Source organism: Curtobacterium flaccumfaciens (genome assembly GCF_004361695.1).
Taxonomy (GTDB): Bacteria; Actinomycetota; Actinomycetes; order Actinomycetales; family Microbacteriaceae; genus Curtobacterium; species Curtobacterium flaccumfaciens_B.
On sequence record NZ_SNVW01000007.1, the window covers coordinates 45,897 to 63,312 of the forward strand.

General features: G+C 72.2%; 17 protein-coding genes. 6 read left to right on the plus strand and 11 right to left on the minus strand.

Translation table 11 applies throughout. The features are described 5' to 3' along the window. Positions 1-500 precede the first annotated feature (500 nt). From EDF64_RS11130 to EDF64_RS11140, 3 genes are all read right to left on the minus strand, one after another. Complete coding sequence (locus tag EDF64_RS11130; RefSeq protein WP_133520059.1) at positions 501-1,889, minus strand: LCP family protein; 1,389 nt, start codon at positions 1,887-1,889, stop codon at positions 501-503. 191 nt (positions 1,890-2,080) lie between these two features. Further along, on the minus strand, positions 2,081-2,755 hold the full coding sequence (locus EDF64_RS11135) for a GntR family transcriptional regulator (protein WP_133520060.1): 675 nt from the start codon (positions 2,753-2,755) through the stop codon (positions 2,081-2,083). Positions 2,756-2,905: 150 nt separating this feature from the next. Continuing rightward, positions 2,906-4,360, minus strand: coding sequence for an MFS transporter (locus tag EDF64_RS11140; protein WP_347813186.1), 1,455 nt, complete (start codon positions 4,358-4,360; stop codon positions 2,906-2,908). Positions 4,361-4,581: 221 nt separating this feature from the next. Between EDF64_RS11140 and EDF64_RS11145 the strand changes: the two genes are divergently transcribed. Both EDF64_RS11145 and EDF64_RS11150 read left to right on the plus strand, forming a co-directional pair. After that, the gene (locus tag EDF64_RS11145; protein ID WP_133520061.1) at positions 4,582-5,970 is read left to right on the plus strand and encodes an AAA family ATPase; all 1,389 of its coding nucleotides are present in this window, start codon (positions 4,582-4,584) and stop codon (positions 5,968-5,970) included. Next, the gene (locus EDF64_RS11150; RefSeq protein ID WP_133520062.1) at positions 5,963-7,972 is read left to right on the plus strand and encodes a vWA domain-containing protein; all 2,010 of its coding nucleotides are present in this window, start codon (positions 5,963-5,965) and stop codon (positions 7,970-7,972) included. Before EDF64_RS11145 ends, EDF64_RS11150 begins: the two co-directional genes overlap by 8 nt. A gap of 399 nt (positions 7,973-8,371) precedes the next feature. Here EDF64_RS11150 and EDF64_RS11155 read toward each other — a convergent pair whose 3' ends face one another. Genes EDF64_RS11155 through EDF64_RS11175 form a run of 5 tightly spaced genes read right to left on the minus strand, consistent with a single transcriptional unit; the run spans position 8,372 to position 12,280 of the window. After that, positions 8,372-9,130 (minus strand): SCO1664 family protein, encoded by a 759-nt coding sequence (locus EDF64_RS11155; RefSeq protein ID WP_133520063.1) that lies wholly within the window; start codon positions 9,128-9,130, stop codon positions 8,372-8,374. Further along, complete coding sequence (locus EDF64_RS11160) at positions 9,127-9,654, minus strand: DUF3090 domain-containing protein (RefSeq protein WP_133520064.1); 528 nt, start codon at positions 9,652-9,654, stop codon at positions 9,127-9,129. Before EDF64_RS11160 ends, EDF64_RS11155 begins: the two co-directional genes overlap by 4 nt. 34 nt (positions 9,655-9,688) lie before the next feature. Further along, positions 9,689-10,411 (minus strand): histidine phosphatase family protein, encoded by a 723-nt coding sequence (locus EDF64_RS11165; RefSeq protein ID WP_133520065.1) that lies wholly within the window; start codon positions 10,409-10,411, stop codon positions 9,689-9,691. 10 nt (positions 10,412-10,421) lie between these two features. Then, positions 10,422-11,168: an ABC transporter ATP-binding protein gene (locus tag EDF64_RS11170; protein WP_133520066.1), complete on the minus strand. Its 747-nt coding sequence runs from the start codon at positions 11,166-11,168 to the stop codon at positions 10,422-10,424. Further along, positions 11,165-12,280, minus strand: a complete 1,116-nt coding sequence (locus tag EDF64_RS11175; protein WP_133520067.1) for an FtsX-like permease family protein — start codon at positions 12,278-12,280, stop codon at positions 11,165-11,167. Before EDF64_RS11175 ends, EDF64_RS11170 begins: the two co-directional genes overlap by 4 nt. 149 nt (positions 12,281-12,429) lie before the next feature. Between EDF64_RS11175 and EDF64_RS11180 the strand changes: the two genes are divergently transcribed. The 4 genes from EDF64_RS11180 to EDF64_RS11195 all read left to right on the plus strand — a co-directional run bounded on the left by EDF64_RS11180 (position 12,430) and on the right by EDF64_RS11195 (position 15,979). Next, positions 12,430-13,599: a sensor histidine kinase gene (locus EDF64_RS11180; RefSeq protein ID WP_133520068.1), complete on the plus strand. Its 1,170-nt coding sequence runs from the start codon at positions 12,430-12,432 to the stop codon at positions 13,597-13,599. After that, on the plus strand, positions 13,596-14,216 hold the full coding sequence (locus EDF64_RS11185; protein WP_133520069.1) for a response regulator: 621 nt from the start codon (positions 13,596-13,598) through the stop codon (positions 14,214-14,216). The genes EDF64_RS11180 and EDF64_RS11185 overlap by 4 nt, the downstream gene beginning before the upstream one ends. A 62-nt stretch (positions 14,217-14,278) precedes the next feature. After that, complete coding sequence (locus EDF64_RS11190) at positions 14,279-15,472, plus strand: MFS transporter (protein WP_243736352.1); 1,194 nt, start codon at positions 14,279-14,281, stop codon at positions 15,470-15,472. 78 nt (positions 15,473-15,550) lie between these two features. Further along, on the plus strand, positions 15,551-15,979 hold the full coding sequence (locus EDF64_RS11195; protein WP_133520070.1) for a BLUF domain-containing protein: 429 nt from the start codon (positions 15,551-15,553) through the stop codon (positions 15,977-15,979). A 53-nt stretch (positions 15,980-16,032) separates the two neighbouring features. Here EDF64_RS11195 and EDF64_RS11200 read toward each other — a convergent pair whose 3' ends face one another. The 3 genes from EDF64_RS11200 to EDF64_RS11210 are packed head-to-tail and all read right to left on the minus strand — an operon-like array spanning position 16,033 to position 17,355. Next, a complete protein-coding gene (locus EDF64_RS11200) occupies positions 16,033-16,482 on the minus strand; it encodes a luciferase family protein (RefSeq protein WP_243736353.1) in 450 nt (149 codons plus the stop codon). Then, on the minus strand, positions 16,479-16,739 hold the full coding sequence (locus tag EDF64_RS11205) for a hypothetical protein (RefSeq protein WP_133520071.1): 261 nt from the start codon (positions 16,737-16,739) through the stop codon (positions 16,479-16,481). Before EDF64_RS11205 ends, EDF64_RS11200 begins: the two co-directional genes overlap by 4 nt. Positions 16,740-16,743: 4 nt before the next feature. Continuing rightward, a complete protein-coding gene (locus tag EDF64_RS11210) occupies positions 16,744-17,355 on the minus strand; it encodes a ScbR family autoregulator-binding transcription factor (RefSeq protein WP_166645698.1) in 612 nt (203 codons plus the stop codon). Positions 17,356-17,416: the final 61 nt, after the last annotated feature.

Consider the following 17,416-nt stretch of genomic DNA (forward strand, 5'->3'; position numbering starts at 1 on the left):
ACCCCGGTCAATAGCATCGTCGGGACGCGGCGATCACGTTCCGGAGGCTCGGCCTCCGTAGTCGCGACACAGCACCGACGTCGTTCCCTGCAGCTGACGCGCGACGCGCCCGATCGTGCGGCGCTCGGCCGGGGAACGGCCAGGGGGCGCGGTCCACCACCGCGCCCCCGCTCTCGGTCCCTCGGCATGCGGAGCGTCGTCGCGCCCGCGGAGTTTCGTGCGCAGCGACACGTCACGGGCCGCGGAGCGCGTGAACTGTCGCTGACCGCGAACCTCGAGCACGCGAACGCCGCGTCCGGCGCGTCCGGCGCGTCCGGCGCGTCCGGCGTGTGCGTCGCGGGCATCGCGGCCGCTGCCGTCGCCGTCGCCTGCGCCGAAGCGACACTTCCGTGCGATCGAGCCCGGGTGGGGCCGCCGAAGCGACAGTTGCACGCGGGTGTTCCGCGGCGAAGTGTCGCTTTCGCGGACGGGGCGGCGCCGGCGCCGGCGGGGGTGGCGCCTCAGGAACCGAAGGCCTTGGAGCAGGTCTGCTCGTCGGCGGACTGCCCCTGCAGGCCGTCGATCGTGTCGGGCGTCGAAGCAGGCGTCGACGACGACGCGGGCGCGGACGCTGCCGGGGCAGCCGGGGACGAAGCCGCGCCGGCTGCCGGAGCGCCAGCCCCCGCCGCCGGAGCACTCGACGCCGCCTGGCCGGCCGCCGCCTGCCCGGCTGCCGTCTGACCGTCCGCCTGGCCGGACGACTGCCCGGCGCCCGACGACTGCCCCGCCGCCGCACGCTCCGACCCGATGCCCGTGCTGTCCGCCCCGAGCGAGAACGACTGGTCCGCCTTGATCTTGGCGAACAGCTGCGTCGCGAGCTCCGTCGTCGGCTGCACCTTGCCCGAGTACACCCCCGTGCCCCCGGTCGTCCCCGGGTACTGCACGAAGTTCACCTGCGCCAGCGGCAGGTCCTGCAGCGCCCGCCCCATCTGCACCATCGTCCCGACGTCCCCGAGGCTCTGCGACAGCTGCATGTTCGACGCAGCGGCGCGTGCGAGCTTGTAGAGCGTGGTCGGCGAGGTGAGCGTGTCGTTCGACTTCACCGTGCGGAGGAGCGACGACAGGAAGACCTGCTGGCTCGAGATGCGCCCGAGGTCGGAGCCGTCCCCGACGCCGTGGCGGGAGCGCAGGAACGCGAGCGCCTGGTCCCCCTGCAGCGTCGACGTGCCCTGCGGCAGGTCGAGCCCGGTGTAGCGGTCGTGGATCGGCTGCGCGACGCAGACCGGCACGCCCCCGATCGCGTTCGACATCTCGATGACGCCCGTGAACGAGACCGCCGCCGAGTACTGCACGTCGAGGCCGGTGAGCCCCTGCACGGTCTGCACGACGCAGTTCAGCCCGCCTTCGCCCCACGCCGTGTTGATCGGCTGCGCCGCCATCGCCGGGGTGGTCCCGGAGCCGTCGGCCTTGCGGCAGGCGGGGATCGGTGTGACGAGGTCGCGCGGGATGCTGACCGCGGTGGCGTTGCTGTGGTCGGCGGAGACGTGCAGCAGGATGTTGACGTCGTTGAGGGTGGCGTCGCGCTCACCGTAGGCGGTGCCCTGGTCGGGGTCGTTGTCCGTCCCGACGACGAGCATGTTGAAGCCGCCCTTGTAGGAACTGAGCGCGTTCGAGGCGCTCCGGGCCTGCGGTGCGGACTGTCCCTGGATCTGCACGCCGTCGCCGAGGTCGTCGCTGACCTGCTTGGCTGCGATCGCGGCGACCGAGGCGGAGCTCACGAGGGCGACCGCGGCGACGCCGGACAGCACCTTCACGGCGGTGCCGGCGGGGTGCCGGTGGCGGAGACGTCCGTGTCGTGCGATCCCGGTCGCTCGGTTGAGTCGGTGGGATCGGTCGCGGACGTCGTTCACGGGCACTCCTGTCGTGTGCGGACACGGTGCACGCCCGTCCACCGGGCGCGCGGGCGGCGCCCTCCCTGTCGGGCGCCGACGGTCCCGCGCGACCCGATCGGTTCCGGGTCGCGGGGACGGCAACCGGACCACACTGCCACGGGAGCACCTGGCGAATCAGTGCGAGGGTCCCCGGAATCCCCGGGGAGTGTTCAGGCCGCCGCCCGGAACCGCTCGGGCAACGCGACGAGTGCGGTGGCGAGTTCGACCAGGGCGTCGGCGCAGTCCTCGAGCGCCCCGGCCTCGGCCGCGCGAGCCGCACGCTCGACGATCTGCATGCGATCACGCCGCGCGACGACCGCGTCGATCCCGTTCGCCAGTGCGACGTCGTCCGTGTAGAAGGCATCGAGCACGGCGCGCTGGGACAGCAGCCAGTCGGCGCTGACGGCGGCCCCGTGTCGGCGGAGCCACCACGAGCCGACCTCGACGAAGGCCCCACCCTCCGTCGCGCACTCCCGCAAGCGCTGGGCGTCGAACCGATCGATGGCGCCGTCCGACCCGACCGAGGGATCCGTGAACATCGTGCGGGCGATCCGGACCCGCTCGCTCATGTGCTCGACCGTCCAGTCCGTGATGACGACACCGACGTAGCGCTGCACGGTGACGAGCCGGAGCGTCTCGAGCGGGACCAGCGCCTCGCGCACCGGCGTGCGGGAGACCCCCATGTCGTCCGCGATGTCGTCCAGCCGGATGCGCTGCCCGCGGCGGTAGACCCCGCGGAGCACACTGTCGAGCAGGCGCGCGAACACCGCGTCGCGCAGCAGGCTCCGTCGGATGCCGTTCGGGTCGTCCCCGCCGCGTCCGGGACGGTTCGTCGATCGATCCATGTCGCCAGGATCACGCACGGCCCACGCCGCCGGCTTCGGACGAGGTCGGATCGTGGACCGTGCGGACTGTCGTCGCGGTGTGGAGGAGTGCCATGCGGAGCACGATGACAGCTCCGGACCGCGCCCGCTAAACACTCCGTATACGGAATACTACTTTCGTGCCGGGTCCGACTCCCCCGTCAGCACCGACAGGGGTTGCGTGATGTCCTCCAGGCCCTTGCGGGCGGAGTCCACCCCGAAGATCAGGGCCACGACCCCGCCGGCGATCATCACCGCCGATCCGAGCAGGTACCCCCAGAAGAGTGGTTCGCGGGACGACCCGTTCCCGATGAACGCCCCGTAGATCGCCGGCGCGATCGCACCGAAGATCTGCGCGAGGGCGAAGAAGTACGAGATGGCCTGCGACCGCAGCTCGAGCGGGAAGATCTCGCTGACGGTGAGGTACGCGCTCGACGCACCGGCCGAGGCGAAGAAGAACGAGACGCACCAGAACGCGACCTGCACGGTGGCGTTGATGGCGTCCGCTCGGAAGAGGAACGCCGAGGTCGCCAGGACGAGCCCGGACACCAGGTACGTCAGGAAGATCATCTGCCGACGACCCCAGGTGTCGAAGAACCGCCCGAGGATGATCGGGCCGAGCAGGTTGCCGATCGCGAAGGGGAAGAAGTAGATCGACGTCTGCGCGGTCTTCAGCCCGAAGAAGTTCGTGAGCACGAGCGCGTACGTGAAGAAGATCGCGTTGTACAGGAACGCCTGCGTGATCATCATCGTCGCGCCGACCAGGGTGCGGGTCGGGTACTGCTTGAGGAGCACCCGCGCGATCGTCAGGAACCCGACGCGGTCCATGGGTGTGACCGTCAACGCCTTCGACTGGTCGACCTCCGGCAGACGGTGTCCGGTCGACTTCTCGACGGACTCCTCGATCCGCGTCACGGTCGCGTCGGCCTCCTCCTCGCGCCCGTGGGTCATCAACCACCGCGGACTCTCGGGGATGTGGCGTCGCAGGAAGATGATCGCGATGCCGAGCACCGGGCCGAGGAAGAAGCCGATGCGCCACCCGATGTTCTCGGCGAAGTACGAGGTGTCGAGCAGGTAGATGTTCGCGAACGCACCGAGCGCGGCGCCACCCCAGTACGTGCCGTTGATGGCGATGTCGACGTGGCCGCGGTACTTCGAGGGGATGAGCTCGTCGATCGCGGAGTTGATCGCCGCGTACTCACCGCCGATGCCGAGACCGGCGACGAACCGGAACGCGGCGAGGAACCAGAAGTCCTGCGCGAGTCCCGCGATACCGGAACCGACGAGGTAGATCGCCAGCGTGAGGATGAAGAGCTTCCGGCGTCCCAACCGGTCGGACAGGCGCCCGAACACCAGTGCGCCGACGACCTGCCCGACGAGGTAGATGGTCCCGAGGGACGTCACCTGCTGCGTCGACAGGTTCAGGTCCGCCTGGAAGCCGGCGTTGGAGACGATCTGGATCTCCAGACCGTCCAGGACCCAGGAGACCCCGAGTCCGACGACGACACTCCAGTGGAACCGGGTCCACGGCAGTCTGTCCATCCTGGCGGGGACCAGGCTCTTGATCGCCCCGTTCGTGCTGCTCACGAAAGGGGACCGTACGCCGAGATCGCCACGGTGGTTCACATTCGGTACGAACGATCCGGCGCGGAGCCGGATCCCCCTATCGAATCCGGCTCCGACGCCGGAACCCCAATCATTGCAATTGCTATGTAAACCCACAAGCGGGCCTGGAGGCGCGGGGCGGGCCCGCCACGCGCCTCCAGGCCCGGACACGGCCGCGTCCACGGCACGGGCGTAACGTCGGAGTGGTGACCCGACCCTCCATCCGAACGGTCGGCGAGCTCCGCACCTCTGGTCACGTCCAGAAGACGGTCCGCGCCGAGATCCGCGACAACCTGCTCAGTGCCCTCCGCGAGGGCCGCGACCCGTGGCCCGGCCTCCACGGCTTCGCCACCACCGTCGTGCCCCAGCTCGAACGAGCCCTCATCGCCGGCCACGACGTCGTCCTGCTCGGCGAGCGCGGGCAGGGCAAGACCCGCCTGCTCCGCACCCTGCAGGGCCTGCTCGACGAGTGGACACCGGTCATCGCCGGGTCCGAGCTCGGCGAGCACCCCTTCGAACCGATCACCACCGCGAGCATCCGTCGAGCCGAGGACCTCGGTGACGCGATGCCCATCGAGTGGCGACGCCGCGACGACCGCTACGTCGAGAAGCTGGCGACGCCGGACACGAGCGTGGCGGACCTGATCGGCGACGTCGACCCGATGAAGGTGGCCGAGGGCCGGAGCCTCGGCGACCCGGAGACCATCCACTTCGGCCTGGTCCCCCGTGGCCACCGCGGCATCGTCGCGATCAACGAGCTCCCCGACCTCGCCGAACGCATCCAGGTCGCGATGCTCAACGTCATGGAGGAACGCGACGTCCAGATCCGCGGGTACGTGCTGCGCCTGCCGCTCGACGTGCTCGTCGTCGCGAGTGCCAACCCGGAGGACTACACGAACCGCGGCCGGATCATCACTCCGCTGAAGGACCGCTTCGGTGCCGAGATCCGCACGCACTACCCGATCGAGCTCGAGGACGAGATCGCGGTCATCCGGCAGGAGGCGCACCTGACCGCCGACGTGCCGGACGCCCTCATCGAGATCCTCGCCCGCTTCACCCGGGCACTCCGTGCATCGAGCGCGGTCGACCAGCGCAGCGGCGTCAGCGCCCGCTTCTCGATCGCGGGCGCCGAGACGGTCTCCGCGGCCGCCGTGCACCGCGCGGCCCGGCAGGGCGAGGACCACGCGGTCGCGCGTCCGATCGACCTCGAGACGGCGGTCGACGTGCTCGGCGGCAAGATCGAGTTCGAGAACGGGGAGGAGGACCGTGCCGACGAGGTGCTCGAGCACCTGCTCCGGACGGCGACGGCGGAGACCGTGCGCTCCCGCTTCACGGGACTCGACTTCGCAGTGCTGGTCGAGGCGCTCGACGGCGGCACCATGGTGACCACGGGCGAGCAGGTCAGCGCCCGTGCGTTCCTCGAAGGGCTGCCGTCGATCGGTGAGTCCGACCTGTACGACCAGGTGTGCGACCGACTCGGCGCCACGAACGACGGCGAGCGGGCGGGTGCGATCGAGCTCGCCCTCGAGGGGCTCTACCTGGCACGACGCATCAGCAAGGAGTCCGGCGGGGGCGAAGCCGTCTATGGCTAGGCAGAACCGGCGGCTGTCCCGCGACGCCCGCTACGGACGGTACGAGGACGGCCCGGATCCGCTGGCTCCCCCGGTCGACCTCGCCGAGGCGCTCGACGCGATCGGCGAGGACGTCATGGGCGGGACGTCGCCCGAGCGCGCGATCCGCGAGTTCCTCCGCCGCGGTGGTCGGGACCAGCGCGGACTCGACGACCTGGCCCGCCGCGTGGCCGAACGACGCCGTGAGCTGACGAGCAAGAACAACCTCGACGGCACGCTGCAGCAGGTCAAGCAGCTGCTCGACGAAGCCGTGCTCGCCGAACGCGGGCAGCTCGCCCGCGACACGGACATCGACGACGGCGACCGCGCCCTCGCCGAGATGCAGCTCGACAGCCTGTCCCCGTCGCCGGCGTCCGCCGTGCAGGAGCTCAGCGGCTACGACTGGAAGAGCCCGACCGCACGCCAGAAGTACGAGGAGATCAAGGACCTGCTCGGCCGCGAGGTGCTCGACCAGCGCTTCGCCGGCATGAAGCAGGCCCTCGAAGGTGCGACCGACCAGGACCGGCAGGCCGTGGCGGACATGATGCGTGACCTCAACGCCCTGCTCGAGTCGCACGCTCGTGGCGAGGACACCCCCGAGCAGTTCGACGCGTTCATGGCGGAGCACGGACAGTACTTCCCGTCGAACCCGCAGAACGTCGAGGAGCTCCTCGACGACCTCGCCGCCCGGGCGGCAGCCGCCCAGCGGATGCGGAACTCGATGACCCAGGAACAGCGGGACGAACTCGACGCCCTCGCCCAGCAGGCGTTCGGCTCACCAGACCTGATGGGGCAGCTCGCGCAGCTCGACGGGAACCTCCGGTCACTCCGCCCCGGTGAGGACTGGGGTGGCTCCGAGCGGATGGACGGCGACCAGGGGCTCGGGCTCGGCGACGGCACCGGGGTGTTCCAGGACATCGCCGACCTCGACGCCCTGGCCGATCAGATCGCACAGTCCGGCCCCGGATCCGACCTCGACGACCTCGACCTCGACGCGCTCGCCCGGCAGCTCGGCAACGAGGCGGCCGTCGACGCGAAGACCCTGCAGCAGCTCGAGAAGGCCCTGCGGAACTCCGGAGCGATGCGTCGTGGCGCGGACGGGCAACTCCGGCTCACCCCGAAGGCGATGCGGCAGCTCGGCAAGAGCCTGCTCCGCGACGTCGCCGAGCGGATGTCCGGCAGGCAGGGCGGCCGTGACCTCCGCCGGTCGGGTGCGGCCGGCGAACCGTCCGGGTCGACCCGGCAGTGGCAGTACGGCGACACCGAGCCGTGGGACGTCACCCGGTCGATCACGAACGCGCTGACGCGGACCGCGGCGTCCGGCCGGCTCGGTCCGGGCGTCCGGCTCGAGATCGACGACGTCGAGGTGCAGGAGACCGAGGCGCGGACCCAGGCCTGCGTGGCGCTCCTCGTCGACACGTCGTTCTCGATGGCGATGGAGGACCGGTGGGTGCCGATGAAGCGCACCGCCCTGGCCCTGCACACGCTCGTGTCCACACGGTTCCGCGGGGACGACCTGCAGCTCATCGCCTTCGGTCGCGAGGCCGAGGTGATGGACATCGAGCAGCTCGTCGGACTCGACGCGATGTGGGACAAGGGCACGAACCTGCACCACGCGCTGCTGCTCGCCAACCGCCACTTCCGGAAGCACCCGACGGCGCAGCCCGTGCTCCTCATCGTCACCGACGGCGAGCCGACGTCCCACCTCGAGCCGAACGGGCAGGTCTGGTTCGGGTACCCGCCGGACCCGATCACGATCGCGCTGTCCGTCCGCGAGCTCGAGAACGCCGGACGCCTCGGGGCGCAGACGACCTTCTTCCGGCTCGGGGACGACCCCGGGCTGGCCCGGTTCATCGACTCGATGGCGAAGCGGGTGGACGGCACGGTGGTCACGCCGGAGAACGACGACCTCGGGGTCGCGGTCGTCGGCTCGTACCTTGGTGCACGCCGCGGCAGCCTGTTCGGTGACGACTGGGCGGTCTGACGCGGGAACGGCGGCCTGGAGGCGCAGGGCGGGCTGGCACCGCGCCTCCAGGCCGCCGTCCGGCTGGGTCTGTTGCTCCGGTCCGGACCGTCGTATGCTGACGCCACAGCTGCCCCAGACCCCGGCCGCCGACACCGATCCACGCGCACCGACCTCGTCGGCGCGCTCGGAGCCGGCCGGACGAGTGCACCTGATCCGCCCTCGACCGGTCGACCCCCGCGGAGTCCCGGAGGGCAACGGCGCACTCCGACCGGATCACCGCGGGTTCCGCGTCCCCGCAGCCGGGACGCGGTCCGGGTCGGCGGGCTCCGGACCCGACGGTGCCCGCCGACCTGACGGTGTCCAGCTGCCCGGGCGCCGTCGGCAACGCGGCGCGTCGCTCGGTGCAGAGCGGTCCGGCTAGAAGAGCGGCCAGGGAACGGCCGGACCGTTCCCGGGCGGCGGCGGGAAGACCCCGACGGCCCGCAGGGCAGCGCAACGCGCCCGCAGGGTGTCCACCTCGGCGACGGTCAGGTGCTCGTCGAGGGCGGCGCCGAGGTCGCCGTGCAGCGCCTCGGTCACCCGGTCGATGCCCTCGAGCTCGTCGGCGTCGAGCGGTTCGCCGATCCACCCCCAGAGCACCGTGCGGAGCTTGTGCTCGACGTGGAAGGCCAGCCCGTGGTCGACGCCGAACCGGTGGCCGTCCGGCATCGCCAGCACGTGGCCGCCCTTGCGGTCGGCGTTGTTCACGACGACGTCGAACACGGCCATCCGACGGAGCGCGACCGTGTCCTCGTGCACGAGGGTGACGGGGCGGTCCTGCTCGTCGATCGCCTCGAGCACCGGCAGCCACGGGGACCCCTCGGCCTCGGCGTCGTCGGTGGGGACGAGGTCGACGGCGTCCTGCTCGGGGTCGACGTCCTGCCAGCGCTGGACCATGCCGCGCCCGAACGGCCCGTCACCCATCCACGTCGGTGGCACGACGCCCCAGCCGAACGCTTCGGACACCAGGTACGCGGCGACCTCGCGATCGGCGAGCGTGCCGTCGGGGAAGTCCCACAGCGGCCGCTCGCCCTCGATCGGTTTGTAGACGACGGACTCGCCGTCGAGGTCGGCGAGGAACGTGGCGTTCGAGGCTTCTCGGATGCGCGCCCGGATGGACAGCGATCCGTCGCTCATGCGTCGCCGGGCGGACGGCCGGCGGCGACGACCTGCCGTGTGCGCTCGACGAACGCGCGGGCGGTGCCGACCGGGATCTTCACCTGGAACAGCTCTGCGGGCTCGGGGATCTCGACGACGGCCTCGATCTCCTCGCCGTCGTCGTCCGTCTCGGTGACGATCTCGATCTCGTCGTCGATCGGGTACGCCTCGATGACGACCTGCGCCGTGGCCGGGTCGAAGCCGAGGCTCAGGGCGCCGGCGCGGAACTCGGGCTCGACCGGCTGGTCGAGCGGCGCCCCGTCGCGCAGTTCGGTCGGGGCGGACGGCGGGACGCTGAAGCGGTTGTCCTCGACCGTGGCGACCTCGTCGAGGAGCTCGTCGATCTTGTCCGCGAGGACCGCCGACTGCTCCTTCTCGAGCGCCACGCTCGTGACGCGGCGGCCGTCTCGGGCCTGGATGTAGAAGGAGCGCTCGCCCGGGAGGCCGACCGTCCCGACGACGAGACGGTCCGGCCAGTCGAAGCCGTGCACGATGGTGGGCATACCCCGCATTGTAGGAGCGCCGGGTGACACTCGTTCAGGGTCTGGCAGGGCCTGGCTCACCCGGTGCGTCGTCGTGCCCGGCTCCGCCACCGACCGCGGCGTCGCCGGTCGGCGCGGGTGCGGCGGCCAGCCAGGCGAGGTCGCCCGACTCGGTGTTCGACGCGACGACCTCGGGACGGTGCTCGCCGTAGCGCACGATGGACACCGAGGCCGGTCCGACGGCGATGCGCTGGAACAGGTCGAGGTGCATGCCGAGCGCGTCGGCGAGGACGGACTTGATGACGTCCCCGTGGCTCACGGCGACCCACACGGCGGCGGGACCGTGCGCCGCCTCGACCTCGGCGTCGATGCGGCGGATCGCTGCGACCGCGCGGGACTGCATGCCCTGCATGGACTCACCGCCCGGGAAGACGACGGCGCTCGGGTTCGCCTGGACCGTGCGCCACAGCGGCTCCTTCGCCAGGTCGGCGAGCTTCTGGCCCTGCCACTCGCCGTAGTCGCACTCGGTGATCGCCCGTTCGATCCGGGTCTCCGGGGAGCCGACCTGTCGTTCGAGCAGCGCGCGCGAGGTCTGCCGGCACCGCTCGAGCGGGCTCGACACCACCGCGGCGAGCGGCACGGCGGCGATCCGCTCCGCCGTGCGGGCGGCCTGTTGCCGGCCGACGGCGTCGAGCGCCACCCCTGCCGTCCGGCCGGCGAGCACTCCGGTCGCGTTCGCGGTGGTGCGTCCGTGCCGGACGAGGAGGACGGTCGCCATGTGCCCGATCCTAGGCCGCTGCGACCGACACTCCGTCGGCGCCGGGACGGTCGCCGACCGCCGGGTCCGTGACCACCCGCCCGTCGACGACGGTCACGAGCTCGTCGAGGACGTCCCGGTGCACCATGTCGTGGGTGACGAGCAGCGTCGCCGTGCCGCGCTCGTGCGTCAGCTCGGCGATCAGGCCCATGATCGCCGCACCCCGCTCCTGGTCGAGCGCGCTGGTCGGCTCGTCGACGAGCAGGACGTCGGGATCGTGCACGAGCGCCCGGGCGATCGCCACCCGCTGTCGCTGACCACCGGAGAGCTGCGCGGGACGCTTGTCGGCGTGCGCGGTGAGCCCGACCGCGTCGAGGAGTTCGTCCACCCGCGCCGGTGACGCGGCGGTCCGGGACCGGCGCCGCGCACCGCCGAGGTGCGCCATCACGAGCACCTGCTCGCGGGCCGTCAGGGCCGGCAGGAGGTTCGACTGCTGGAAGACGATGCCGATCCGTTCCCGTCGGAGCGCGGTGGCCTCGTCACGGGTCAGTGCGGCGGCGTCGACCACCTCGGGACCCGGGCCGCCGAGAAGCACCCGCCCGGAGTCCGGACGGATGAGCGTCGCAGCGACGGCGAGCAACGAGGACTTGCCCGAGCCGGACGGTCCGGTGATGCCCGTCACCACCCCGGCCGGCGCGGTGAGGGACACGTGGTCGACTGCGGTCACCCGGCGGTCGCCGTCGGGGAAGGTCAGGGTGACGTCGTCGAGGGTGATCATCGGTTGCTCCCGAGTGCGGTGAGGGGGTCTGCGGCGGTGACGGTCCGGAGGGCGACGGCCGCTCCGGCGAGTCCGAGTGCGGCCATCACGACCGCGGGGACGACGGTGGTGAGGGGGCTCATCAGGAACGGCAGGGCTCCCCCGGCGAGCGCACCGAGGCCGACCACGGCCGCCATCCCGACGGCGATCCCCGCGACGAGCACGACGAGCGCCTGACCGAGGGCGTCGCGGACGAGCGAACCGGTGCTCGCCCCGAGGGCCTTGAGCACGGCGACGTCGCCTGCTCGCTGCATCGTCCACACGGTGAAGAAGGCGCCGACGACCAGGGCGGAGACGCCGAAGAGCATCGCGATCATCAGGGCGAGGGAGCCGATCTCGGATCTGAAGGTCTCGAGTGCGGTCAGCGATCCGAGGTGCGATGCCGCGGAGGTGTGCGTCGCTGCCGCGACCGCGTCCCAGTCGGGCGAACCGCTCACGGCGAGCAACGTCGGGGAGCCGTCCCCGCCGAGCCGACGGTCGGCGGCGGACCAGGCGTCGGGCGTCATAGCGAGCACCGGTGTGTGGCTGTACCAGGCCTCGCCGCCGACCGACGCGACCCGGTAGGTCGTGCCGGTCACCGTGACGCGGTCGCCGACGTCGACACCGAGGTCGGACGCGGCGGCGGCCGACAGGCCGACCTCGTCGTCGCGGCCCGGAGCGAGCGCAGCGACCGGCCCCGCGACCGAGCCCGAGCCCGACGCGGGCATCCCGAACAGGGCGACCCCGACCGCGGGTCCTCCGGCGCCCGAGTCCGCACCCGGACCCGCAGCCGCCGTCGCGCGGCCCTGCACGATGCCCACCGGCACCACCTGGTCGACGCCGGCCGCCGTCTGCCAGCCGACCCGCGCCTCCCGGCCGATCGTGGACTCGCCGAACGACGGCTGCCCGCTCGAGGGTTGCTGCAGCACCAGTCGGTCGCCCGGCAGGTCCAGCACTGCCGAGACGTTCTGCGCCGCGAGCCCGCCGGTGAGCCCCGCGAGGAACCCGACGAGCAGGGTGATGAGCGCCACGACGGAGCCGATGAGCACGAAGCGTCCGCGGGCGAACCGGAGATCGCGCCAGGCGACGAACACGGTGGTCCTTTCCCGGTCGCGGACCCTCCGCGACCATGCATCCGAGCCTCCCCGGGACGGTCCGCTGCGACATCGCCGACGAGGTTGGTCCGCCGATCGAACTTTCGGTTGATCCGCCGCGGTGCGCGGCTCCGTACGCTGGGACGGACATGGCGCACAGCACCCTCACCCCGGTCTTCGTCGGTCTGCGGACCGGCCTGCACGTGCTGTTCGCCGCGCTCCTCGTGCTCGTCGTCGTCCGCATCGTGGTGGTCGGTGCGTCGGGCTCGTGGGTGCCGCTGACCCTGTCTGCGCTGTTCGCGGGCGTCTACCTCCTCGGTGCCCTGGTCGCCCGTGCCGCCGGAGCACGCCGGACCGTCGTCGGAGCGGTCTGGATCGTCGCGCTCACCCTCGTGTGGATCGCGCTGCTCGTCCTCGTGCCCGAAGCGGCGTACCTCGTCTTCCCGCTCTTCTTCCTGTACCTCCACGTCCTGCCGCGCGTCGTCGGCCCGGCCGCGGTGGTCGTCGCGACCCTCGTCGCCGTCGTCGCCCTGGGCCTGCACGGCGGTTTCACCGTCGGCGGGGTCGTCGGTCCGCTCGTCGGCGCGGGCGTCGCGCTGCTCATCGGTCTCGGCTACCGGGCCCTCGCACGTGAGGCCGTGGAGCGTGAGGCCCTCGTCGCCGAGCTCCTCGCCACCCGCGACCGCCTGGCTGCCACCGAGCGCGAACAGGGCGTCCTCGCCGAGCGCGCTCGGCTCGCGCGGGAGATCCACGACACCGTGGCACAGGGGCTGTCGAGCATCCAGATGCTCCTGCACGCGGCCGAACGCGCCGACGGCGAGCGCCCCGGGCTCGACCACATCCGGCTCGCGCGGAAGACCGCCGCCGACGGCCTCGCGGACACCCGGCGCTTCATCCGGGAGCTCACGCCGCCATCGCTCGACCAGGGACTCGCGGCGGCACTCCGCCGACTCGCTGAACAGCAGTGGACGCGTGACGGGCTGACCGCGACCGTCGAGGTCCCCGAGGTGTCGCTGCCGATGGACGTCCAGACGGCGCTGCTGCGCATCGCCCAGGGCGCGGTCGCCAACGTGGTGCAGCACGCCCGTGCGACCACCGTCCGTCTGACACTCGGCGTGACCGACCGGGAGGCGCGACTGACGGTCGCCGACGACGGCGTCGGTTTCGACCCGGTCACCGCCCAGGCGCGCGCCGGGTCGACCGACTCGTTCGGGTTGCGTGCCATGCAGGACCGCGTGGAGCAGTTCGGCGGACGACTCGACATCACCTCCGGCCCCGGCCGAGGGACCACGCTCGTCGCCGCCCTGGAGGTCCCGTGATCCGCGTCCTGATCGCCGACGACCACCCGGTGGTCCGCGCCGGCCTCCGCGCGCTCCTCGACGACGAGGACGGCCTCGAGGTCGTCGGCGAGGCGTCGTCCCCGGCCGACGCGGTGTCGCTCGCCGAGACGCTGGCACCCGAGCTCGTCCTGATGGACCTGCAGTTCGGCCAGGAGGCCACCGGCGCCGACGCCACCCGCCGGATCCGGGCGCTCGACGCGGCGCCGTACGTGCTCGTCCTGACGAACTACGACTCCGACGGGGACATCCTCGGCGCGGTCGAGGCGGGCGCGAGCGGGTACCTGCTCAAAGACGCCCCGCCGCACGAGCTCATCGCGGCGGTCCGAGCGGCGGCGTCGGGCCAGAGCGCGCTCGCACCGGCGATCGCCGGACGGCTGCTGGCCCGGATGCGAGCGCCGCAGGTCGCACTGTCGGCCCGTGAGATCGAGGTCCTGCGGCTCGTCGCCGAGGGCGCGTCGAACGGCGACGTCGCCGCGCGCCTGCACATCAGCGACGCCACCGTGAAGTCCCACCTCGTCCACGTGTTCTCGAAGCTCGGGGTCTCCTCACGGACGGCCGCCGTGTCCGAGGCGCGATCGCTCGGCATGCTGCGCTGACGTCGGCCGGTGTTCCGGGCGATCCCCTTGACTCGGCGGCAGTGAAACGTTCTGATGGACCCATGATCGGGCGCCACCGCGCGGCACTCTTCGCCACGTCGACGATGACCGGGTTCGGGATCGCGTCGTGGATCACCCGCACACCCGCGGTCCGTGACGAGCTCGGCGCGTCGATCGAGGCGATGGGATTCGTCCTGCTCGGCCTGTCGATCGGGTCGATGATCGGGATCCTCGGTGCCGGAGCCCTGGTGCGGCGGCTCGGCACCCGGCCGCTCATCGTGCTCGGCGGGGCGCTCCCCGTCACCGGGATGCTCCTCGTCGCGCTGCTCACGCCGGCGCAGTCGTCCGTCGGGGTCTGGGTGGGATTGTTCCTGATCGGTTTCGGGTCGGGCGTCGCCGAGATCGGCCTCAACGTCGAGGCGGCGGCGGTCGAGCGGCAGCTCTCCCGCCCGGTCGTGCCGATGCTGCACGCCTGCTTCAGCCTCGGCACCGTGGTCGGCGGCCTCGCCGGCATCGCCCTCACCGCCGTCCGGACGCCCGTCCTCGTGCACCTGCTCATCGCCACGGTGGTGATGGCCGGGCTCGCGACCTTCGCCGCGACGAACCTCCGCCCGCTCCCCCGTGCGACCTCGGTCGAGCCGTCCGACGTCGTCGACGCAGCACCACGGCTCCGCGCCGTCATCACCGTGCAGGTCCTGCTCATCGCGGTGATCACCCTGGCGATGGCGTTCGCCGAGGGCGCGGCGAGCGACTGGCTGCCACTGCTCATGACGACCGACCACGACGCCCCGGAGGTCACCGGCTCCCTCGTCTTCACCGGCTTCGCCCTCGCGATGTTCGTCGGTCGCTCGGCGGGCTCGCCCCTCGTGGCGCGGTTCGGTCGGGCGCCCGTCATCCGGGTGTGCGCGATCGTCGGGGTCGTCGGGGTGCTGCTCGTGGTCGTGTCGCCCAACCCGTGGCTCACCGCGGCTGCCGCCGGGGTGTGGGGCCTCGGGATCGCCCTCGGGTTCCCGCTCGCGATCTCGGCCGCCGGCGACCACCCCACCGACGGCGACCGGCGGGTGTCCGTCGTCGCGACCGCGGGCTACATCGCCTTCCTCGCCGGGCCGCCCGCGCTCGGGTTCCTCGGCGAGCACCTCGGGCTGCAGACCGCGATGCTCGTGCCGGCCGCGCTGCTCGTCGTCGCGCTGCTGGCCGCTCCGGCCACCCGCAACCGCACCCGCGCGGTGCCCGACCGGACGACCGTGGGCACCTGATGCCCGGTTGCACCCGAGGGCGGCGGCGGATCGTGGACAAGATTCGCGCGACCGAGCGCCGTCCACCAGGATGAACCCGTGCTCGTCTCCATCGTCTACATGAGCCGCGCGGTCGTCCCCTTCGACGACGCCGCTCTCGCCGAGCTGCTGCGCGAAGCGCGGCTCCGGAACGAGGCACTCGGCGTCTCGGGCATCCTGCTCGCGAAGGACGGCCGCTTCATGCAGCTGCTCGAGGGCCCGGCGTTCAGCGTCGACGACCGGTTCGGCGTCATCGCGAAGGACCGCCGCCACGGCGAGGTGAAGTCCCTCATCCGCGAGGACATCGAGCGCCGCCGGTTCGACGGCTGGTCGATGGCGTACCACTCGCTCGACGACACGGACGTCGCCGCCGAAGAAGGCTTCAGCCCGTTCCTGTCCGACACCGTCGACTTCCCGCGGTCGTTCGACCGCACGACCGCGGCGTGGCTCCTCAAGTGGTTCCGCGACCGCGAACTCCGCGACGTCTGAACTCGGAACCCGGACCCCGGACCCCGACGCCAGCACACCGGCGACGCCGACCGTCAGCCCCGTGCGAACGCCAGGCTCTCCTCGACGATCCCGACCACCACGGCGAGCTCGTCCTCGTCGCGCGGCCCGTAGACCATGAACTCGGTCCCGAAGTCGGCGTAGCCGTGCGGCTCCGCCCAGCCCAGCGCCATCAGCTCCCGGCCCCGCTCGGGTGGCAGCACGAGGTGCACGCTCGTGTCGTCCACACCGTGCAGGTGGACGGGCTCCAGCCGGCGCCCCGGCGCGAGGGACCGTTCCGGCGCCGACTCGGCCTCGCGGTCGGTCGGGAACACGGCACGCGAACTCGCCGGTGAGACCTGGCTGTGCCCCTCGACGACGTCGGGCAGCGCGAACACCGCGGCGACGAGTCGGCCCCACAGCTCCGGCGGCGCGAGCTGGTCGACCTGGCGGTGCGGCCCCTCCACCGAGGTCGTGGGCACGGATCCTGCACGAGGTTTCGTCATGTCGCCAGTCTGCCGCGGATGCGTCCGGTGACGGCGACGACACCGCCGGCGGCGAGCAGCACCAGGCCGATGCCGCCCACAGCGAGTCCGAAGAGCGCGAGGATGCCGCCGCCGATGTTCGCTCCGCCGCCGTCGTCGACCGTGACGAAGAGGGACCACAGCGCCACGGAGACACTGACGAAGCCGATGGTGACGAAGAACGTCGCGACGGTGGTCAGCACTCGGGCTGCGCTCCGCGCACCGTCGGGGATGCTCATGCGGTCAGTCTGCCGTGGCGAACGTCTCCGCCGCCACTGCGAGCAACCGCTCCCGGTGCCGCGGATCCGCGGTCGCGCCGAGCACGACCTGCCACATCGTCCCGACGCGCTGGGACAGGTCAGCCCGACCGGTCCGGACGTCCGACACCAGCTGCACGCCCGTGAAGTACGGCACGAGGGTCGCACCGAGCTGCTCGGCGGACAGCTCGGTGCGGAGCTCTCCGCTGGCGATCGCCAGCCGGAACACGTCGACGATCCCCGCGATCCACTGCTCGTAGAAGCTGACGGTCGCCGCCGCGAACTCGCCGCGCTCGAGCGACAGCCGGATGCCGGCGCGCACGATCGGGTCGGTGCGGAGCAGGTCGGCGATGCTCCGTGACGCGGCGATGAGCGCGGCCGTCGGTGATGTCTCGGCGTGGCTCACGACGTCGAAGGTGCGGGCGTTCTGCTCGTCGATGACGGCGAGCGCCATCGCGAGCTTGGTCGGGAAGTGGAAGTGCAGGGCACCCTGCGAGACGCCCGCGGCGCGGGCGATGCCCGCGACGGTCGCGGCGGCGTAGCCGGCGCGGTCGAACTCCTCGGCCGCGGCCACCAGGATCAGCGCACGTCGTTCCACGGTTCCAGTCTCACTGACGGGAGGCGCGGTGCGGGCCCGCACCGCGCCTCCAGTCCGAGGG